This window comes from Vibrio sp. RC586 (assembly GCF_000176715.1).
Classification (GTDB): domain Bacteria; phylum Pseudomonadota; class Gammaproteobacteria; order Enterobacterales; family Vibrionaceae; genus Vibrio.
This window is the reverse complement of record NZ_ADBD01000008.1, coordinates 572,031-588,005: the sequence shown is the minus strand read 5'-3', so window position 1 is coordinate 588,005 and position 15,975 is coordinate 572,031. Positions and strand designations below refer to the sequence as shown.

The 15,975-nt window shown below is 45.5% G+C and carries 14 protein-coding genes; 7 read left to right on the top strand and 7 right to left on the bottom strand.

Annotation, left to right across the window (positions count from 1 at the left end; all coding sequences use genetic code 11):
* The first annotated feature begins 34 nt into the window (after positions 1-34).
* The 4 genes from nadE to VOA_RS07960 all read left to right on the top strand — a co-directional run bounded on the left by nadE (position 35) and on the right by VOA_RS07960 (position 6,178).
* Positions 35-865, top strand: a complete 831-nt coding sequence (nadE, locus tag VOA_RS07945) for an ammonia-dependent NAD(+) synthetase (protein WP_000400320.1) — start codon at positions 35-37, stop codon at positions 863-865.
* Positions 866-1,115: 250 nt separating this feature from the next.
* Positions 1,116-2,444: an anaerobic C4-dicarboxylate transporter gene (locus VOA_RS07950; protein WP_000967511.1), complete on the top strand. Its 1,329-nt coding sequence runs from the start codon at positions 1,116-1,118 to the stop codon at positions 2,442-2,444.
* Between the two features lie 191 nt (positions 2,445-2,635).
* Complete coding sequence (locus VOA_RS07955) at positions 2,636-4,030, top strand: DEAD/DEAH box helicase (RefSeq protein ID WP_000507085.1); 1,395 nt, start codon at positions 2,636-2,638, stop codon at positions 4,028-4,030.
* A 594-nt stretch (positions 4,031-4,624) separates the two neighbouring features.
* Positions 4,625-6,178 (top strand): DUF4041 domain-containing protein, encoded by a 1,554-nt coding sequence (locus tag VOA_RS07960; RefSeq protein ID WP_000379417.1) that lies wholly within the window; start codon positions 4,625-4,627, stop codon positions 6,176-6,178.
* Positions 6,179-6,408: 230 nt separating this feature from the next.
* Here the strand turns inward: VOA_RS07960 and VOA_RS07965 are convergent, their stop codons facing one another.
* Positions 6,409-7,452, bottom strand: coding sequence for a GMP reductase (locus VOA_RS07965; RefSeq protein WP_001217705.1), 1,044 nt, complete (start codon positions 7,450-7,452; stop codon positions 6,409-6,411).
* Between the two features lie 522 nt (positions 7,453-7,974).
* Here VOA_RS07965 and VOA_RS0117960 point away from each other — a divergent pair.
* Together VOA_RS0117960 and VOA_RS07970 are read left to right on the top strand one after the other, a co-directional pair.
* Positions 7,975-8,523 (top strand): outer membrane beta-barrel protein, encoded by a 549-nt coding sequence (locus VOA_RS0117960; protein WP_000124503.1) that lies wholly within the window; start codon positions 7,975-7,977, stop codon positions 8,521-8,523.
* Positions 8,524-8,587: 64 nt separating this feature from the next.
* The gene (locus VOA_RS07970) at positions 8,588-9,412 is read left to right on the top strand and encodes a potassium channel family protein (RefSeq protein ID WP_000806265.1); all 825 of its coding nucleotides are present in this window, start codon (positions 8,588-8,590) and stop codon (positions 9,410-9,412) included.
* 14 nt (positions 9,413-9,426) lie between these two features.
* Here the strand turns inward: VOA_RS07970 and VOA_RS07975 are convergent, their stop codons facing one another.
* Positions 9,427-10,707: a Na+/H+ antiporter NhaC family protein gene (locus VOA_RS07975; RefSeq protein WP_198006585.1), complete on the bottom strand. Its 1,281-nt coding sequence runs from the start codon at positions 10,705-10,707 to the stop codon at positions 9,427-9,429.
* A gap of 242 nt (positions 10,708-10,949) precedes the next feature.
* Between VOA_RS07975 and VOA_RS07980 the strand changes: the two genes are divergently transcribed.
* Positions 10,950-11,945, top strand: coding sequence for a 2-hydroxyacid dehydrogenase (locus tag VOA_RS07980; protein ID WP_000932325.1), 996 nt, complete (start codon positions 10,950-10,952; stop codon positions 11,943-11,945).
* On the opposite strand, the gene VOA_RS07985 is transcribed toward VOA_RS07980, so the two are convergent.
* The 5 genes from VOA_RS07985 to VOA_RS08005 all read right to left on the bottom strand — a co-directional run bounded on the left by VOA_RS07985 (position 11,934) and on the right by VOA_RS08005 (position 15,796).
* Complete coding sequence (locus VOA_RS07985; protein ID WP_001130872.1) at positions 11,934-13,406, bottom strand: bifunctional ADP-dependent NAD(P)H-hydrate dehydratase/NAD(P)H-hydrate epimerase; 1,473 nt, start codon at positions 13,404-13,406, stop codon at positions 11,934-11,936. The genes VOA_RS07980 and VOA_RS07985 overlap by 12 nt on opposite strands.
* A gap of 48 nt (positions 13,407-13,454) precedes the next feature.
* Complete coding sequence (locus VOA_RS07990; protein WP_000880549.1) at positions 13,455-13,901, bottom strand: PAS domain-containing protein; 447 nt, start codon at positions 13,899-13,901, stop codon at positions 13,455-13,457.
* A complete protein-coding gene (locus VOA_RS07995) occupies positions 13,901-14,905 on the bottom strand; it encodes a response regulator (RefSeq protein ID WP_000009681.1) in 1,005 nt (334 codons plus the stop codon). Before VOA_RS07995 ends, VOA_RS07990 begins: the two co-directional genes overlap by 1 nt.
* A gap of 86 nt (positions 14,906-14,991) precedes the next feature.
* Positions 14,992-15,231, bottom strand: coding sequence for a hypothetical protein (locus VOA_RS08000; protein ID WP_032468272.1), 240 nt, complete (start codon positions 15,229-15,231; stop codon positions 14,992-14,994).
* 187 nt (positions 15,232-15,418) lie between these two features.
* Positions 15,419-15,796 carry a hypothetical protein gene (locus VOA_RS08005; protein ID WP_000765285.1) on the bottom strand — a complete coding sequence of 126 codons (378 nt, stop codon included), beginning with the start codon at positions 15,794-15,796 and terminating at the stop codon, positions 15,419-15,421.
* Positions 15,797-15,975 lie beyond the last annotated feature (179 nt).

Genomic DNA, 15,975 nt, shown 5'->3' with positions numbered 1-15,975 from the left:
CGAAAAATTGACATTGCTTGCAGGAAAGGAACCTATGGAACACAAGATCCGTGAAGAAATGCGCGTGCTGCCTTCGATCGATCCTCATTTTGAAATCGAACGCCGTGTTGCTTTTATTAAGCGTAAGCTGACAGAAGCTCGCTGCAAATCATTGGTACTGGGTATCAGTGGTGGTGTTGACTCCACGACCTGTGGTCGTTTAGCTCAACTTGCCGTCGAAGAGCTTAATCAGCAACACAATACCTCTGAGTACCAATTTATCGCAGTACGTTTACCTTACGGCGAGCAAAAAGATGAAGCAGAAGCACAACTCGCGCTCTCCTTTATTCGCCCTAGCCACTCAGTTTCCGTGAACATCAAAGCGGGTGTCGATGGGCTGCACACAGCCTCACAACACGCCTTAGCCAATACAGGTTTGATCCCTACCGATCCCGCCAAGATTGATTTCATCAAAGGCAATGTAAAAGCGCGCGCCCGCATGGTGGCCCAGTATGAAATTGCAGGATACGTGGGCGGATTAGTGTTGGGCACCGATCACTCGGCAGAAAACATCACTGGTTTTTACACCAAGTTTGGTGATGGTGCTTGTGACCTCGCTCCTCTGTACGGCTTGAATAAACGCCAAGTTCGTTTATTGGCTGAAACCTTGGGTGCGCCAGCGCAGCTTGTTCACAAAACGCCAACAGCGGATCTTGAAGAATTAGCGCCACTCAAAGCTGATGAAGCGGCTTTGAATCTGACTTACGAGCAAATTGATGATTTTCTGGAAGGCAAAACCGTGCCTACTGAAGTCAGCCAACGTTTAATCGCGATTTATAACGCGACTCAACATAAGCGTCAGCCCATTCCAACCATCTACGATTAAGCCGCTTTTTGATGTACATCAAGCCAAGCTTCCAACTTGGCTTGATGTTTGATTTCCCTCTTCCTGTGACGCAACAACCTCGTTACACAAAACCACCAAAAATCTTTACCTTTCAGCGTGATAGTGTGACTCCCACCTGAATATCAATATCCATTTTTTCTCGACGAGGATTCTGTGAACTCTGCTTCATAATTTTTGCAAATGAAACCGGACAATACATACAACTTCATTTAAATATAGGGAACATCGAATGCTGTATGTGGAATTTCTCTTTCTACTTCTGATGCTATATATCGGCTCACGGTATGGTGGTATTGGTCTTGGCGTTGTCTCAGGGATCGGGTTGGTCATTGAGGTTTTCATCTTCAAAATGCCACCTACGTCACCACCGATCACCGTTATGCTGATCATTCTCGCGGTCGTCACCTGTGCATCAATTCTGGAAGCCGCTGGCGGCTTAAAATACATGCTGCAAGTGGCCGAGCGCATGCTGCGCAAAAACCCCAAGCGTGTCACTTTAATTGCCCCTTTTGTCACTTACACCATGACGTTTATGCTGGGTACAGGCCATGCGGTTTACTCGATCATGCCAATCATTGGTGACGTTGCCCTGAAAAACGGCATTCGTCCTGAGCGTCCGATGGCGGCAGCTTCCGTCGCTTCGCAAATCGCGATTACTGCCTCCCCCATTTCAGCGGCGGTGGTTTACTACTTGGCACAGCTTTCCAACATTAACCATGAGATCACCCTACTATCGATTTTGATGGTGACGGTGCCTGCCACTCTGTTTGGCACCTTCTTGATGTCACTTTACAGCTTAAGACGCGGCAAAGAGCTGGAAAACGATCCTGAATATCAAGCAAGACTGCAAGATCCGGTTTGGCGTGAAAAAATCCTCAATACCACAGCTACCTCACTCGATGAAACCTTGCCATCATCAGCTCGTAACTCCGTTTTGCTGTTTATCTCCTCAATCTTGGTGATTGTGGTGATTGCGATGTGGCCTGAAATCCGCGTAATTCAAGAAGGAACAAAACCGATCGGCATGGATATGGTGATTCAAATGATCATGCTGTGCTTTGGCGGTATCATTCTGCTCGCCACCAAAACGGACCCACGCTCTGTACCTAACGGCGTGGTGTTCAAGTCTGGCATGGTTGCTGCGATTGCCATCTTCGGTATCGCATGGATGTCTGACACCTACTTCCAATACGCCATGCCACAATTTAAATCTGGCATCGTGGAAATGGTGACCAACTACCCTTGGACGTTTGCTCTGGCGCTGTTCATTGTGTCTGTGGTGGTAAACTCACAAGCCGCAGTCGCGCGGATGATGCTCCCTGTTGGTTTAGGGCTAGGTTTAGAACCTGCACTGCTGATTGGCTTGATGCCAGCGTTGTACGGTTACTTCTTTATTCCGAACTACCCATCAGATATCGCCACCGTGAACTTCGATAACACAGGCACCACCAAGATCGGTAAGTGGTATTTCAACCACTCCTTTATGTCGATCGGCCTCATTGCGGTTATCTCCGCCTGCTGTGTGGGTTTTGTGCTCAGCAAAATCATCATCGGCTAAACCGAGGTATGTAATAAAGAGTAAAGAGCCACGTCATGTGGCTCTTTTTGTTAACAACCACATATTCATTTTCTCTCTACCCAAATTGACTTGGCATTGTAGATAGCGGTTGCTACTAATCACTAAAGGCCTCAAAATGGCAGGCTTTGCGCGGATTTGCCGCGTTATTTGATTACTGTTGAGAATGATATATGGGTTTTACCTCGCTCGGTCTGTCTGCGCCAATCCTTAAAGCGATTGAAGAGAAAGGCTACAACACGCCTTCACCAATTCAGTTACAGGCTATTCCTGCGGTTTTAGCAGGCAAAGACGTGATGGCCGCAGCTCAAACCGGCACAGGAAAAACGGCCGGCTTTACACTACCAATTTTAGAATTGCTGGCAAAAGGACCAAAAGTTCGCGCTAATAAAGTCCGCGCTTTGATCCTTACCCCAACACGTGAACTGGCCGCTCAAATCCAAGACAATGTACTGATCTATGGCCGTCATCTACCGCTAAGCAGTGCGGTTGTATTTGGTGGTGTGAAAGTTAACCCACAAATGCAGCGAATGTGTAAAGGTGCAGATATTTTAGTGGCAACCCCAGGCCGGTTGATGGACCTGTATAACCAAAATGCGGTCAAATTTGATCAGTTGGAAATTTTGGTACTGGACGAAGCAGATCGCATGCTCGACATGGGCTTTATTCGTGATATTCGTAAGATACTGAAATTATTACCAGAAAAGCGCCAGAACCTATTATTTTCAGCCACCTTTTCGGCCGAAATCCGTGAACTTGCTAAAGGCTTAGTGAATAACCCTGTCGAAATTTCAGTCAGCCCAGCCAACTCAACGGCAAGAACTGTTGAGCAGTGCATTTATCCTGCGGATGTGAAAAAGAAACCTGCCATGCTAGTGAAATTGGCCAAAGAAGGGAATTGGCAACAAGTGCTGGTATTTATGCGTACTAAACATGGTGCCAACCGTTTAGCTACGTATCTCAACGAGCAAGGTTTAACCGCGGCCGCGATTCACGGCAATAAGAGCCAAGGCGCTCGCACCCGAGCACTGGCGGATTTTAAAGCGGGAGAGGTACGTATTCTGGTCGCAACAGATATTGCGGCGCGTGGCATTGATATCCCGCAACTGCCTCAAGTGGTGAATTTTGAATTGCCGAAAATTGCTGAAGATTACGTACACCGAATTGGTCGTACAGGCCGAGCGGGTGAAGTCGGTAAAGCGATTTCTTTGGTGAGTGCCATTGAAGCGCCGGAATTATTTGCGATTGAGCGTTTAACGCAAGCCTTACTGCCCCGTGTAAATTTAGCGGGATTTGAACCGACCAACCAACTCCCCGAGTCAAAATTAGACACTCGACCTTTGAAACCGAAAAAGCCCAAAAAGCCTAAAAAGGTAGAGGGAGCAGGAGAAAACAAAGGCAGCGTAGCTGAAAACAAACCTAAAGCTGGCCACCGAGGTCAACCTACAGGGCAAGCTCGCACAGCGAAAAAAGGCAGCACTCATTCAGCGCCGAAAAAACCAGCAAATCGTCCTCGTCGGAGTTCATCAAATCCAGTGAAAAAATCATCATCGGCTAAACCGGTTTAGATGAGTAACAAATAGCAAAAGAGCCACACCATGTGGCTCTTTTTGTTCAACCATCTTCGAAACGCTAATCGCTAATCCTTTGAATATTTGATATTCCGCCATCGTCACATAAGAACTACTCGAAAGTACCGAATATGCAGCATGATGATATCATCGCTCCCGCTACAATCTTTCTCAGCTGTCGTAATCGACGAAATACAGAGAGATTTGTCTGAAATTCAAAAATAAAAGCGATTGAATAGCGAAGGATGAAAGTGGGACGTTGGCTGTAACGATGAAGGAACCGGAAAAACAATAGGCTTATAAGACAAGCGAAGGCCTTCATGATCTGAAAGAACGGGTAAATCCCCAGCATCAAATTGTCATCCTAAAGCCTTTCTGCCTCACGAACGGACAGCTCGTAGCAACTGGAGAAATCCCCTACGCACAAAGCAAGACCAACAAAACGAGCTAAAGCACTTAAACAAGGCGTCTTCATCCTGAACAAAGGGCAGTTTGAAGAAATGATACAAACTGGCGAAGTGTCAGAAGAACTATAAATCAGCACTCAAATGGTGTTTCAAGTATCAATATAAAAACACATAAGGAATCAGGATGGATACTGGCAGTTTAATTGTAATTACTATTTTTTTCTTACCTCTACTACTACTGATCATTTCCCATTTTCGGACAAAATCTCTAAAGAAGAAGTATGACGCCTCTTTAAAGCAATCTGAGTCGTTAACACAAGCAGTAGATGAACTGCTTAGTAAATATGGTTCCATCATTGATATCGAATTACACAATCAAAGAATCACCGATGAAGCCGAAGAAGAAGTTCTTGCTAAACGGAATATAGCCGAACAAATCGTTTCTGAAGCAATGGCTGAAGCAGACACTATTGTTGAAGAAGCAAAAGAAACGCGCACAGAAGCAAGACAATACCTTCAAACCTCAAAAGACAAAGCTGCAAGTATAGAAAGTGCAGCAAGAGCTGAAGCAGATAAAATGATCAGTTTTGCTGAAGCACAGGCTAAAGAAATCGCAGGGAATGCTTATGAAGCTAAAGCCAAAGCAGATTCCTACGAAAGTGCAATTCGAGCGATGCGCAATACCATTGATGGTTACAAAGATGACTACATCATTCCTAACCATTCAGTGCTAGACGATTTGGCTGAAGAGTTTGGACATAAAGAAGCCGGAGAAGAACTGAAAGCTGCTCGTAAACGCGTCAGAGACATGGTTAAAGATGGATATGCTGGCACTTGTGACTACGCTGAAGCAAACAGAAGAATGTACGCAATCCATTTTGCCGTAGATGCCTTTAACGGTAAAGTTGACAGTGCCTTGGCTAAAGTTAAACACGACAATTTTGGCAAAATTAAGCAAGAAATTATCGACGCTTTTGCCCTTGTTAACCATAACGGAGCACCATTCCGCAACGCCCGTATAAACCAAGAATTTTTAGACGCACGACTTACTGAATTGAAATGGGCAATAGCAGCGAACGAACTGAAGCAGATTGAGAAAGAAGAACAAGCTACAATTAAAGCTCAAATGCGTGAAGAAGAACGTGCTCAGCGAGATATGGAAAAAGCTATCAAAGAAGCTGAAAAAGAAGAACGCATTCTGCAAAAAGCCCTTGAGAAAGCTCGCCAAGAACTTGGTCTTGCAAACGAAGACCAAAAAGCCGAATACGAAGCCCAACTAGCTGAATTAGAAGAGAAGCTTAAAGCAGCCGAAGAGAAAGGACAGCGCGCAATTTCAATGGCACAACAAACTCGCCGTGGGCATGTCTATGTAATCAGTAATATTGGTAGCTTCGGTGACAACGTCTTTAAGATTGGTATGACTCGTAGACTAGAACCGATGGATAGGATCAAAGAACTTGGTGATGCATCTGTACCATTCTCGTTCGATGTTCACGCGATGATTTACAGTGAAGACGCTCCTGCACTAGAAAAAGCGCTACATAAGAAATTCGACATTCAGTCTGTAAACAAGGTGAACCCTAGAAAAGAGTTTTTCAGTACTACGATTGCGGAAGTTAAACAGGCGGTAAAACAGCATGGTATTAGTGATGCTCGTTGGACACTAAAAGCAGAAGCTGCTGAATATAGAGAAAGTCTAGCAATAGCCAAAAGCCTAGAAGAGAAAGTTGTAGCTTAATTAGGATGAGTGGTCGAAACCAATAACGTAAGGGTATTCAAGGCTTTGTTGCGTAATTCGAGGAAAGCAAATCAGAAACTTAAAAGACGGCAGCAAAAACCTTGGTTTTGTGAATGTTACCCACAAGGCCTCGAAAGCAAGCGCGTGCGTAAAAGATTCGCAGCCACTCACAGGATAAAAAAGAGCCGCTCAAAGCGGCTCTTTCTATTAATGTCAGGGAATCGATGCGCTTACTCACGCCCGTAGACGTTGTTCTCTTGCTCTTGAACTCGGATAAATGTTGTACGCTTAGTTAGCTCACGAAGCTCCGCCGCACCTACATAGGTACAGGTTGAGCGCACACCGCCTAGGATGTCTTGAATGGTGCCGTGTACGCTGCCACGGTATGGCAATAGTACGGTTTTTCCTTCGGCTGCACGGTAACCTGCTACACCGCCAGAATGCTTGTCCATCGCGCTCTTCGATGACATGCCGTAAAATTTCATGAAGGTTTCGCCATCTTTTACGATGAGTTCGCCGCCCGCTTCTTCATGACCTGCCAGCATACCGCCAAGCATCACGAAATCAGCGCCACCGCCGAAGGCTTTCGCGACATCTCCCGGACACGTACAGCCGCCGTCACCAATGATACGACCACCAAGGCCGTGCGCAGCATCCGCACATTCGATAATCGCGGACAGTTGTGGGTAACCGACACCGGTTTTTACGCGAGTAGTACAAACAGAGCCTGGGCCAATGCCCACTTTAACAATGTCGGCACCCGCTAGGATAAGCTCTTCTACCATATCGCCTGTTACAACGTTGCCCGCAGAGATGACTTTGTCAGGAAATGCAGCGCGCACTCTTTGCACGTACTCGACAAGGTGTTCAGAATAGCCGTTCGCGATATCGATACAGATGAAGATCAGTTCATCAGACAGTGCCATCACATCTTTGGTTTTTTGGAAATCTGCTTCCGATGTGCCGGTTGAAACCATAACATTGTTCAGCGTCGCTTTGTCGGCACTTTTCACAAACTCAGCCCAATCCGACACAGTGTAATGTTTGTGCACTGCGGTCATCACACCATGCTCAGCCAAGGCTTTAGCCATGGCAAAACTGCCTACCGAGTCCATATTGGCGGCAATCACAGGTACGCCTGACCATTGACGACCACTATGTTTGAAAGTAAAATCGCGGGTTAAATTTACTTGAGAACGGCTTTTCAGGGTTGAACGTTTCGGGCGAAACAGGACATCTTTAAAACCTAACTTAAGTTCTTGTTCGATACGCATTGTGTAATTCCTTGATTAATTGACCATTTGTGTCTCTTAGCAGAGTGCGTAGTACCTTCGTTGGCAGACGTCAGTACATTTCGGACACAAAAAAACCGGAGCGTTGGCAGACGCTCCGGTTTTCAGCATTATAGGCCGCGTTTTTTTTCTCTCAAGACTGATATTTGACTTTTTTTTGTGTTACCCTACCGAAGCTTTCATACCTAGCTAACACTCTTCAAGCCTCATACCTTTAATTCTATTATTAAACAAAAGCTTAGCCACACCACGCCAAATTATCGACATTCTAAACCTTTTGAAGATAATCGATTGCGTTGCCGAGATTGCAATTAATTAGATCTATATCACATCAAAGCCAGCTCAAAACATAACCACCTATCAGAAAATACCTACAAATCAGATCAAACTCACACCCCACTCAAACAATTCACCAAATCTATGAGTTAGGCTCAATTGTTGCTTAATTAAAAACCTACTCTTGCGTTAGATATTGCCCCTTTCAGGGAAAGAAACTGGTGATTTATGGCACGCTCTTATATTTGGCTACTTCTTTGTTGTTGGTTTACGTTGCCTGCTTATGCAGGTTCTAGCCCTTATTTATTTTCTCTAAGTACAGGGTTTAGTCGGGTTGATAACCCAGCAAGTAATGACGAGGCTTGGGTTACTCAATTTGGCTATAACTACCAATTCTCGCCATTCATTGGGCTCGATATGGGATATTCTGGCATGATCGGAAACGGGGCTAACATGCTGAATAATCAGCAACAAAAAATAGATGTTAAGGTCGAAGGATTCTATTTCGGCGCTTTTATGGAACAGCCGATCAACAATATAACTGTACTTTACGCCCGAGGCGGCTTGGCACGGATGAAAGTCAAAGAACGCTATGAATTAGGTTCAGTCAATGCTAATCGCCAACTTTCAGGGACAAATCCCTATATAGGTATTGGCACCAAAGTACAATCGAGCATAGACAAAAGTTTGGCGCTGACGATGGAGCTTAACTACCAATCCTTAGAGCAGGATTATTCTAGCCTCTCCTTTACTGTCGGTGGGCAATATCGTTTTTAATCAATACCTGATAAGCATTTTTTGGTAGGCTAGGCACCTGTTTAAATACACTACAAAAGTTTTTATGAAACAAGCCATTCGAAAAAAGCTATTAGAAAAGGTCGAAAACACGACAGAAACTCCGATGTTGGTTCTTTCCGTCATCTATGTTGTCGTTGCCCTATTGCCCGACATCGCGGTGTTATCTCCTGAAGACCTTGAGTTTCTTGATGGCTTACTCTGGATTGTTTGGGGCGTTTTCGCAACAGAACTGTTAGTAAAAATCTTTGTTAGCCCCAAGCCACTACAGTACATGATTCAAAACTGGCCAGATGTACTGATCGTAGCAATGCCGTTCTTACGTCCTCTGCGTTTTCTGCGCATCTTATTGGTATTACCGAAAGCGTGGAGACAAACGAGATCGGTTCTGCGCCAAAAAACATTCAGTTTTATCGGGCTCACCAGTCTTTCAACGGTATTACTCTCCGCCGCTTTCGTATATTTGGTTGAGAAAGGCACACCCAGCCCAATCAACAGTTATTCGGATGCTCTCTGGTGGGCAATGTCGACAATTACCACCGTTGGTTACGGAGATATGTATCCAGTGACAGGTTTTGGGCGGGGCGTAGCGGTATTTTTGATGCTAACGGGGATCACTCTGTTCGGTTTATTAACCGCGAGCGTGGCTTCTTTTTTCGTGGAAGACGACACGGCGAAAAAAGATCACGTGACGATCAATACGTTGCTAGAAAAAAGCGAACAGCTTGAAATGCAATTGAATCAATTGGTTGAAATGCAGAAACCGAGACGACGTTTTCATCTGGCGAGCTATCGTCAACAGCTCGCCGAACGTGAAAACCAACGGAAGAATCAGAAACCGAAATCGAAACGCCGTCGGTTATCTCTCTAACTTAGCGGTATCAATTAAGAGCGCATGGTGTGGCGGCGAAATACCGCCACTAATGCTGCAACCGCCAAGAAGAAGCAGTAGTAGGAGTAGCTCACTACACTCAGTGGTGACATGTGGAAAATGGAACCCAACAGCAAGGCTTGTGCACCATAAGGCAGTATGCCCTGTAGAATACACGAGAAGATATCCAGTAAGCTGGCTGAACGTTTCGCGGTAACGCCATTCTGCTCTGCCAATTCCTTCGCCACACCACCGCTCACAATAATGGCCACCGTGTTATTAGCCGTACACGCATTAGTTAAAGCCACCAAGCCTGCAATCCCTAATTCACTGGCACGCATCTTTTGTACATCGTTGTGTGAACGAGCAAATTTGCTGATCATTCGGCTAATTTGGTGAGTTAAGAATGCCAATCCGCCTTGCTGTTTCATCAGCTCACCCATACCACCAATCAGCATCGACAGCAGGAAAATCTCCTGCATGTTACCGAAACCCGCATACACATCTTTGGTTAGAGATGAAAGAGAATAACCATCGCAGAAGCCGCCGACACCAGCCGCCATCATAATGCCGACCAACAGTACAACGAAGACATTCAAACCCATTACCGCGAGTACTAAGATGGTCAGATAAGGCAGGACTTTCAGCCATTCGATAGCAGAAGTTTGAGGTGATTGTGCTGTTTGACTGCTGAAAGCGAAAACCACCAAGGCAAGTACGGCCGCAGGTAAAGCAATACGGATGTTCTCTTTAAACTTGTCACGCATATGACAGCCTTGCGAACGTGTGGCTGCAATCGTGGTATCAGAGATGATGGAGAGGTTGTCACCAAACATAGCACCACTGAGTACTACGCCCGCCGTTAAACCCAAGTTCAATTCCGCCGCTTGCGCGATGCCTAAAGCAACAGGAGCAATTGCCGCAATGGTTCCCATTGAGGTACCCATAGCCGTTGCCACAAAAGCGGAGATGACAAACAAACCCGGCAGGATCAGGCTTGCTGGCAACAGTGATAAACCAAGGTTAACCGTGGCATCCACACCGCCTGTCGCTTTCGCAACCGCAGCAAACGCACCGGCCAGAAGATAGATGATGCACATCGCCATAATGTCGCTATGCCCCACCCCTTTTAAGAATTGTTCAATTGCTCGGTTAAGGGATTCTTTACTTAAAGTAATCGCCAATACCACCGCCGGGATCACCGCAACAGGTGCTGGCAATTGATAAAAAGCGAACTCAACTCCTTGCCAAGTGAGATAGCTGCCCACGCCCATAAAGAGCAGTAAAAAGACCATTAACGGCAATAGTGCTAATGCATTGGGTTGTTGAGGTTTGGAAGAAGGAGTGTAGTGCATGCAGGTGTCAAATCGTTATAACTAAATAGGGCGCAAAGCCTAAAGGCAAGCTAGATACATGTCAAGCGTCTAGACGTCCAAACATCCATCAATTGCACATTTACGCCTAATAATTTTGGGGTTTATTTTTTCCTACAATGGGTATATCAATACTGCAGAAACTCTAAGAAACAGGAATTACTATGCTCAACATCGTTTTTTTTAGTGCAAAATCCTACGATATCGCTTCGTTTAATAAGATTGTCGATAATTCACAGTTCACTCTCCACTTCCATGATTTTCGTTTGACCGAAAAAACTGCGCAGATGGCCAAAGGGTGTGAGGCGGTTTGTGCCTTTGTGAACGATGATCTTAATGCCAACGTTTTAGAGCAACTCTACCAAGGTGGAACTCGTTTGATCGCGATGCGCTGTGCCGGATTCGATAAAGTGGATCTGGAGGCGGCTAAAAAGTTGGGGATTCAAGTAGTTCGAGTACCTGCTTACTCACCGGAGGCAGTAGCCGAGCATGCGGTGGGGATGATGATGTGTCTAAACCGCCGTTTCCATAAAGCGTATCAACGCACTCGAGATGCCAACTTCTCGCTAGATGGCCTAGTCGGTTTTAACTTTTTCGGCAAAACCGTGGGGGTCATTGGTTCTGGAAAAATTGGCGTTGCCACCATGCGCATTTTAAAAGGCTTAGGCATGCAGATCCTCTGCTTTGATCCATACCCGAATCCAGATGCGATTGCATTAGGTGCTCGCTATGTGGAACTGCCAGAGCTGTTTGCAGAGAGTGACGTCATCACGCTGCATTGCCCAATGACAAAAGAAAACTATCATCTGCTCAACGATACCGCATTTGATCAGATGAAAGATGGCGTGATGATCATCAATACAAGCCGAGGTGAGCTGCTTGATTCAGCCGCGGCAATCGAAGCACTGAAGCGTGGACGCATCGGCGCGCTGGGATTGGATGTGTATGACAACGAAAAAGATCTGTTCTTCCAAGATAAATCGAACGATGTGATTGTGGATGACGTATTCCGACGCCTCTCGGCTTGTCACAACGTGCTGTTTACCGGTCACCAAGCATTTCTCACCGAAGATGCACTCAACAACATCGCACAAACCACACTCAATAATGTTCAGCTCTTTTTTAGCCATCAGCCATCAGGTAACGAGCTAATTCAATAGCTCACGCAGATGGGGTAATAAATCGCTGGCCAGAAGCCCTCTCTGGCCATGCGATTTGGCATTTAAATCCGCCGCATTACTGTGTAACCAAACCCCAAGTTTAGCGGCATCTGACAAGCTGATCTTTTGTGCCAAAAGCGCCACAATAATCCCCGTCAACACATCCCCCATGCCACCACTCGCCATTCCTGGGTTGCCTTGTAAGCAGACGGCGATCTCTTGGCCATCATAAACTAAAGTTCCCGCACCTTTGAGCACCACGACCCCGCCATAGCGTTGTTGAAGCGCACGAATGGCAGCAAAGCGATCCTGCTCAATGTCTTCGACTTCACACCCCAATAAACGAGCAGCTTCAACCGGATGCGGAGTGATAATTCGCTGAGCATCATAGTTAGACTGATGAGAGAGGAAATACAGCGCGTCAGCATCCCACACTTTCGGAACCTTTAAAGCACTCAACTGCTGCATGATTTGCAGTGCTTGGTCATCTCGACCTAAGCCGGGACCAAGAGCCAAGGCATCACACCATTTAATCCTTTCTTCAAATAAGTGCTGTTTGCTCCAACTGGTACACATCACTTCCGGAGTATTCGTCAGCATAGAGGTCACATTATCAGAATGAGTCATGGCCGCACTCAGTCCAGCTCCTGTGCGAGCACAGGCAGAAGCACAGAGGATCAACGCTCCGCCCATTCCTTCATTTCCTCCAATGATCAACGCTTTTCCGTTTTGGCCTTTGTGAGTGCAGGCTTGGCGTGGTGGCAACAATTTATGCCGTAGTTTACCTTCAATCGCCACTAATGACGGCTTATTGTGCTCTGCAAATACCTCTTCGACACCTAACCCTGCGTAGTGCAGCGTTCCCACATAGCAGCGTGCTTGTCCTGTGACTAAACCTTGTTTTAGACCAATCAGGCTCACAGTGTGCTGCGCTTTAATACAAGCCCCCATCACTTGCCCTGTATCAGCACATAATCCTGAAGGAACATCAATAGCTACAATCGGTTTGCCACTTTGATTTAACTGATCCACTAAGGGGATCACTTGTGGCCGTAATGCCGCTTTTAAGCCAATACCAAACAGTGCATCAATAATGACATCCGTAGACTCGGGGATTTCAGATTGCGGTGCATATATAACGCCCCCTAATTCTTTCCATTGTAGATAAGCTCGATGAGCATCTGGTGGTAGTTTTTCAGGATCCCCCAATTGCCAAACCGTAACATCAATCCCCATATGTCTTGCTAACACCGCCACAATATAGCCATCCCCACCATTGTTACCGCCACCGCAGCAAATTAACCAATGATGACTAGTAGGAAATTGAGCAAAAGCGATAGTAAAGACGGCTTGACCTGCTCGTTCCATGAGATTGAACAACTCCAGCCCTCTCTCTTGAGCGGCGTCTTTTTCGCCCCGCTTGAGTTGCTGTGCTGTATAAAAATAGCTGGGTAACGGCATAACGGTGTCCAAAAACTGACAAAACGGCCATCAATAGGCCGTTTTTGTTTACTGAGAGGATGCTTGTAAAGAGATGAGAGCTTCACTAGTCGCATCTTGAATAGATAAAAAGAGCGAGTTGACTACGCCAGTCGGAGTTCGCATGGGATTCAGCGTGACATTTTGATACATGAACTTAGCTTGCTGAGTCACTGGGCGCACGTTGCGACAATGGAACAGATACGGGCGCTGTTGCCAAGTTATAAAACTACGGCAACCCAGATCGTAAACCGGTTTCGATTTAAGCTTAAACCACTCTTTAGGGATCTCCGGGAACAGTTCAAACAGCGATTTACCGATCGCTTCATGTGGCTGCTTACCGCTGTGATGGGTCATGAATCCATTCCAGACCTGAACGTTATAGTCACGATCGATCACCACCAACCCCATATCGACATTCTGTACCATGTCGACCATCCAGTGAAATTGCTCAAACTCCGCAGGTAAGGCTAGCATTAGAAGTCCTCCATCAAATAAGCAAGTTTGTTATCTAGCAACGGCAAGGATTCATCCACAAACATAAATAACAAATCGCAGCGAATCGATGTTCCTTCAATGTTGTAACTCACTTCAAAAGTCATCGTCTTACGAAATGTTCCTTCAGTCGAATTAATCACCGAATCAATCGAGAGATGCCGCCCGAGTAAAACGGGAGAACTTTGAAAAAAGCGCACTTCCGCTTGGTGCCCTAAACCATTTAAAAAAGAGCCCACCAAAATATTGGAAACATCCATCAAGAGCTCCAGCTCTTGCAGATCCTCGGTATCCACTGGCACTTTCATTAATTTTTTCAGATCAGCCACACTGGAATCACTCAGTAAGACTAAAGCCTCACCTGCAATCCCCTCACCACTGAATCCTTGGCAAACACCGGACACTTGGCTGTTATCCGCTAAATCACGCAAAGCCATGTGCAACTCACTTACCTCAAAAATATTCACATTCGGTAAGGGTAATTCCACGAATACATCAAAGTGACGAGCCAAAGCGTCTGCTGCTCGGCCAATCGAAACGTTTGCGACCTCCATATAGATGTCACGACGTTTTAAAATAGGCAATTCAACAGAAGTCGGCGTAACAATGCGCGGCTGTGTAGGCGGCTCCACCAACATTTTGAGCACGTCATTAAGCGCATTTGGGTCAATCGGTTTTTGAATAAATGCTTTGGCACCAAGCGCCAACACACGCTCTTTCGCTTTAGGTTGGATATCACCAGACACCACCACCACTGGTAAGTCATAGCCTTTATTCGCTATAGCTTCGAGTGTCTGGAAACCATCCAACTCAGGCATGGTCAGATCCAGAAACATGAGTTTAAAACTCTGTTTTTCTAAAATCCCCATTGCATCCAAACCATGCACGGCAAAAGTAATATCAGCATTAAGTGATGCAGGAAGCGAACGCGCCATCTGTTTGCGCGCGAGTGGAGAGTCATCACAGATGAGAACAGGGAAAGACATGCCACCACCTTATATGTTTTATCAGTAACTAAAGTGTATACCCAAAATTCACACAACAGCTAGGTAAATGGTGGTGGGAGTGTAAATCAAATAGCTGGCCAGAAAGTTAGCAGAGCAATACGTAAGATAACAGCAAAGACAATACAGCTTATCCCTAACCGATACCATTTGAACTCTTCGATCGTCATGGGAATGCGCTTATAGAACATAGTGACCACACCTTTCCAATCTTGGCTGCGTCGTCCATAACGCATCACTCCTGTCAAAACTAACAAAATCCCGCTGACAAGAATTACTTTCTCAATCCAAAATAGTGCAACGTCCATAAACATACCCCTCATTCAATTTTCTTTATTGTAATCATCAGATTGAGATTTGACTGTTGTACAAAGGTCTAAGGTATGAACACCGGATTGGTTTTAGTAGAAATAAATACAACCAATATTGAGCTCGTATAATGCAAAAAGCAGAGCTCAGCGGCTCTGCTCTTCATACAATCAACGTATCGTACTCTTAGTGAGAAGGCGATTGGGTGTGCGTGGCAAGGATTTTAGCTCTAAGTTTCATTGCCAGCTCGCGGTAACGGAACCAAAAATAGGTCGCCACAATAGAGAAGAAAAGATAAGAAAGCGCAAACACAAACGGAGAGCTCATCAACTCATTCGAGATACCCCACATGACCCCGACAACGGTCACTGTCACTTTTGCAAAAAATCCGCACAGCAACAAAAATACCGCTAGTTGAGGAAAACGAGTGCTGCGAAACGCCAACCAGTAGCAACTACCAACCGCAAGTGAAGCGACACCAAAACCAAGCATAAAAGAATGAATATGCTCCGCAGAAGCAATGCCACCAGACACAGAAAGCATGAGAATTAAAAACAGTTTCATGATGCACCTACCTTAATTTACTGCAAAAAGCATCCATTCATTTTTGAAAACTCATTTTTAGCTAATTTTGAACGTTAAAATTATTATTTCAAGCTCAAAAACTAGACAGATTTTGTATCCAAATTTTAATGAAAAACCTTGTTACACAAAGGTTAAATGCAAACTGCTTATAAGATCAG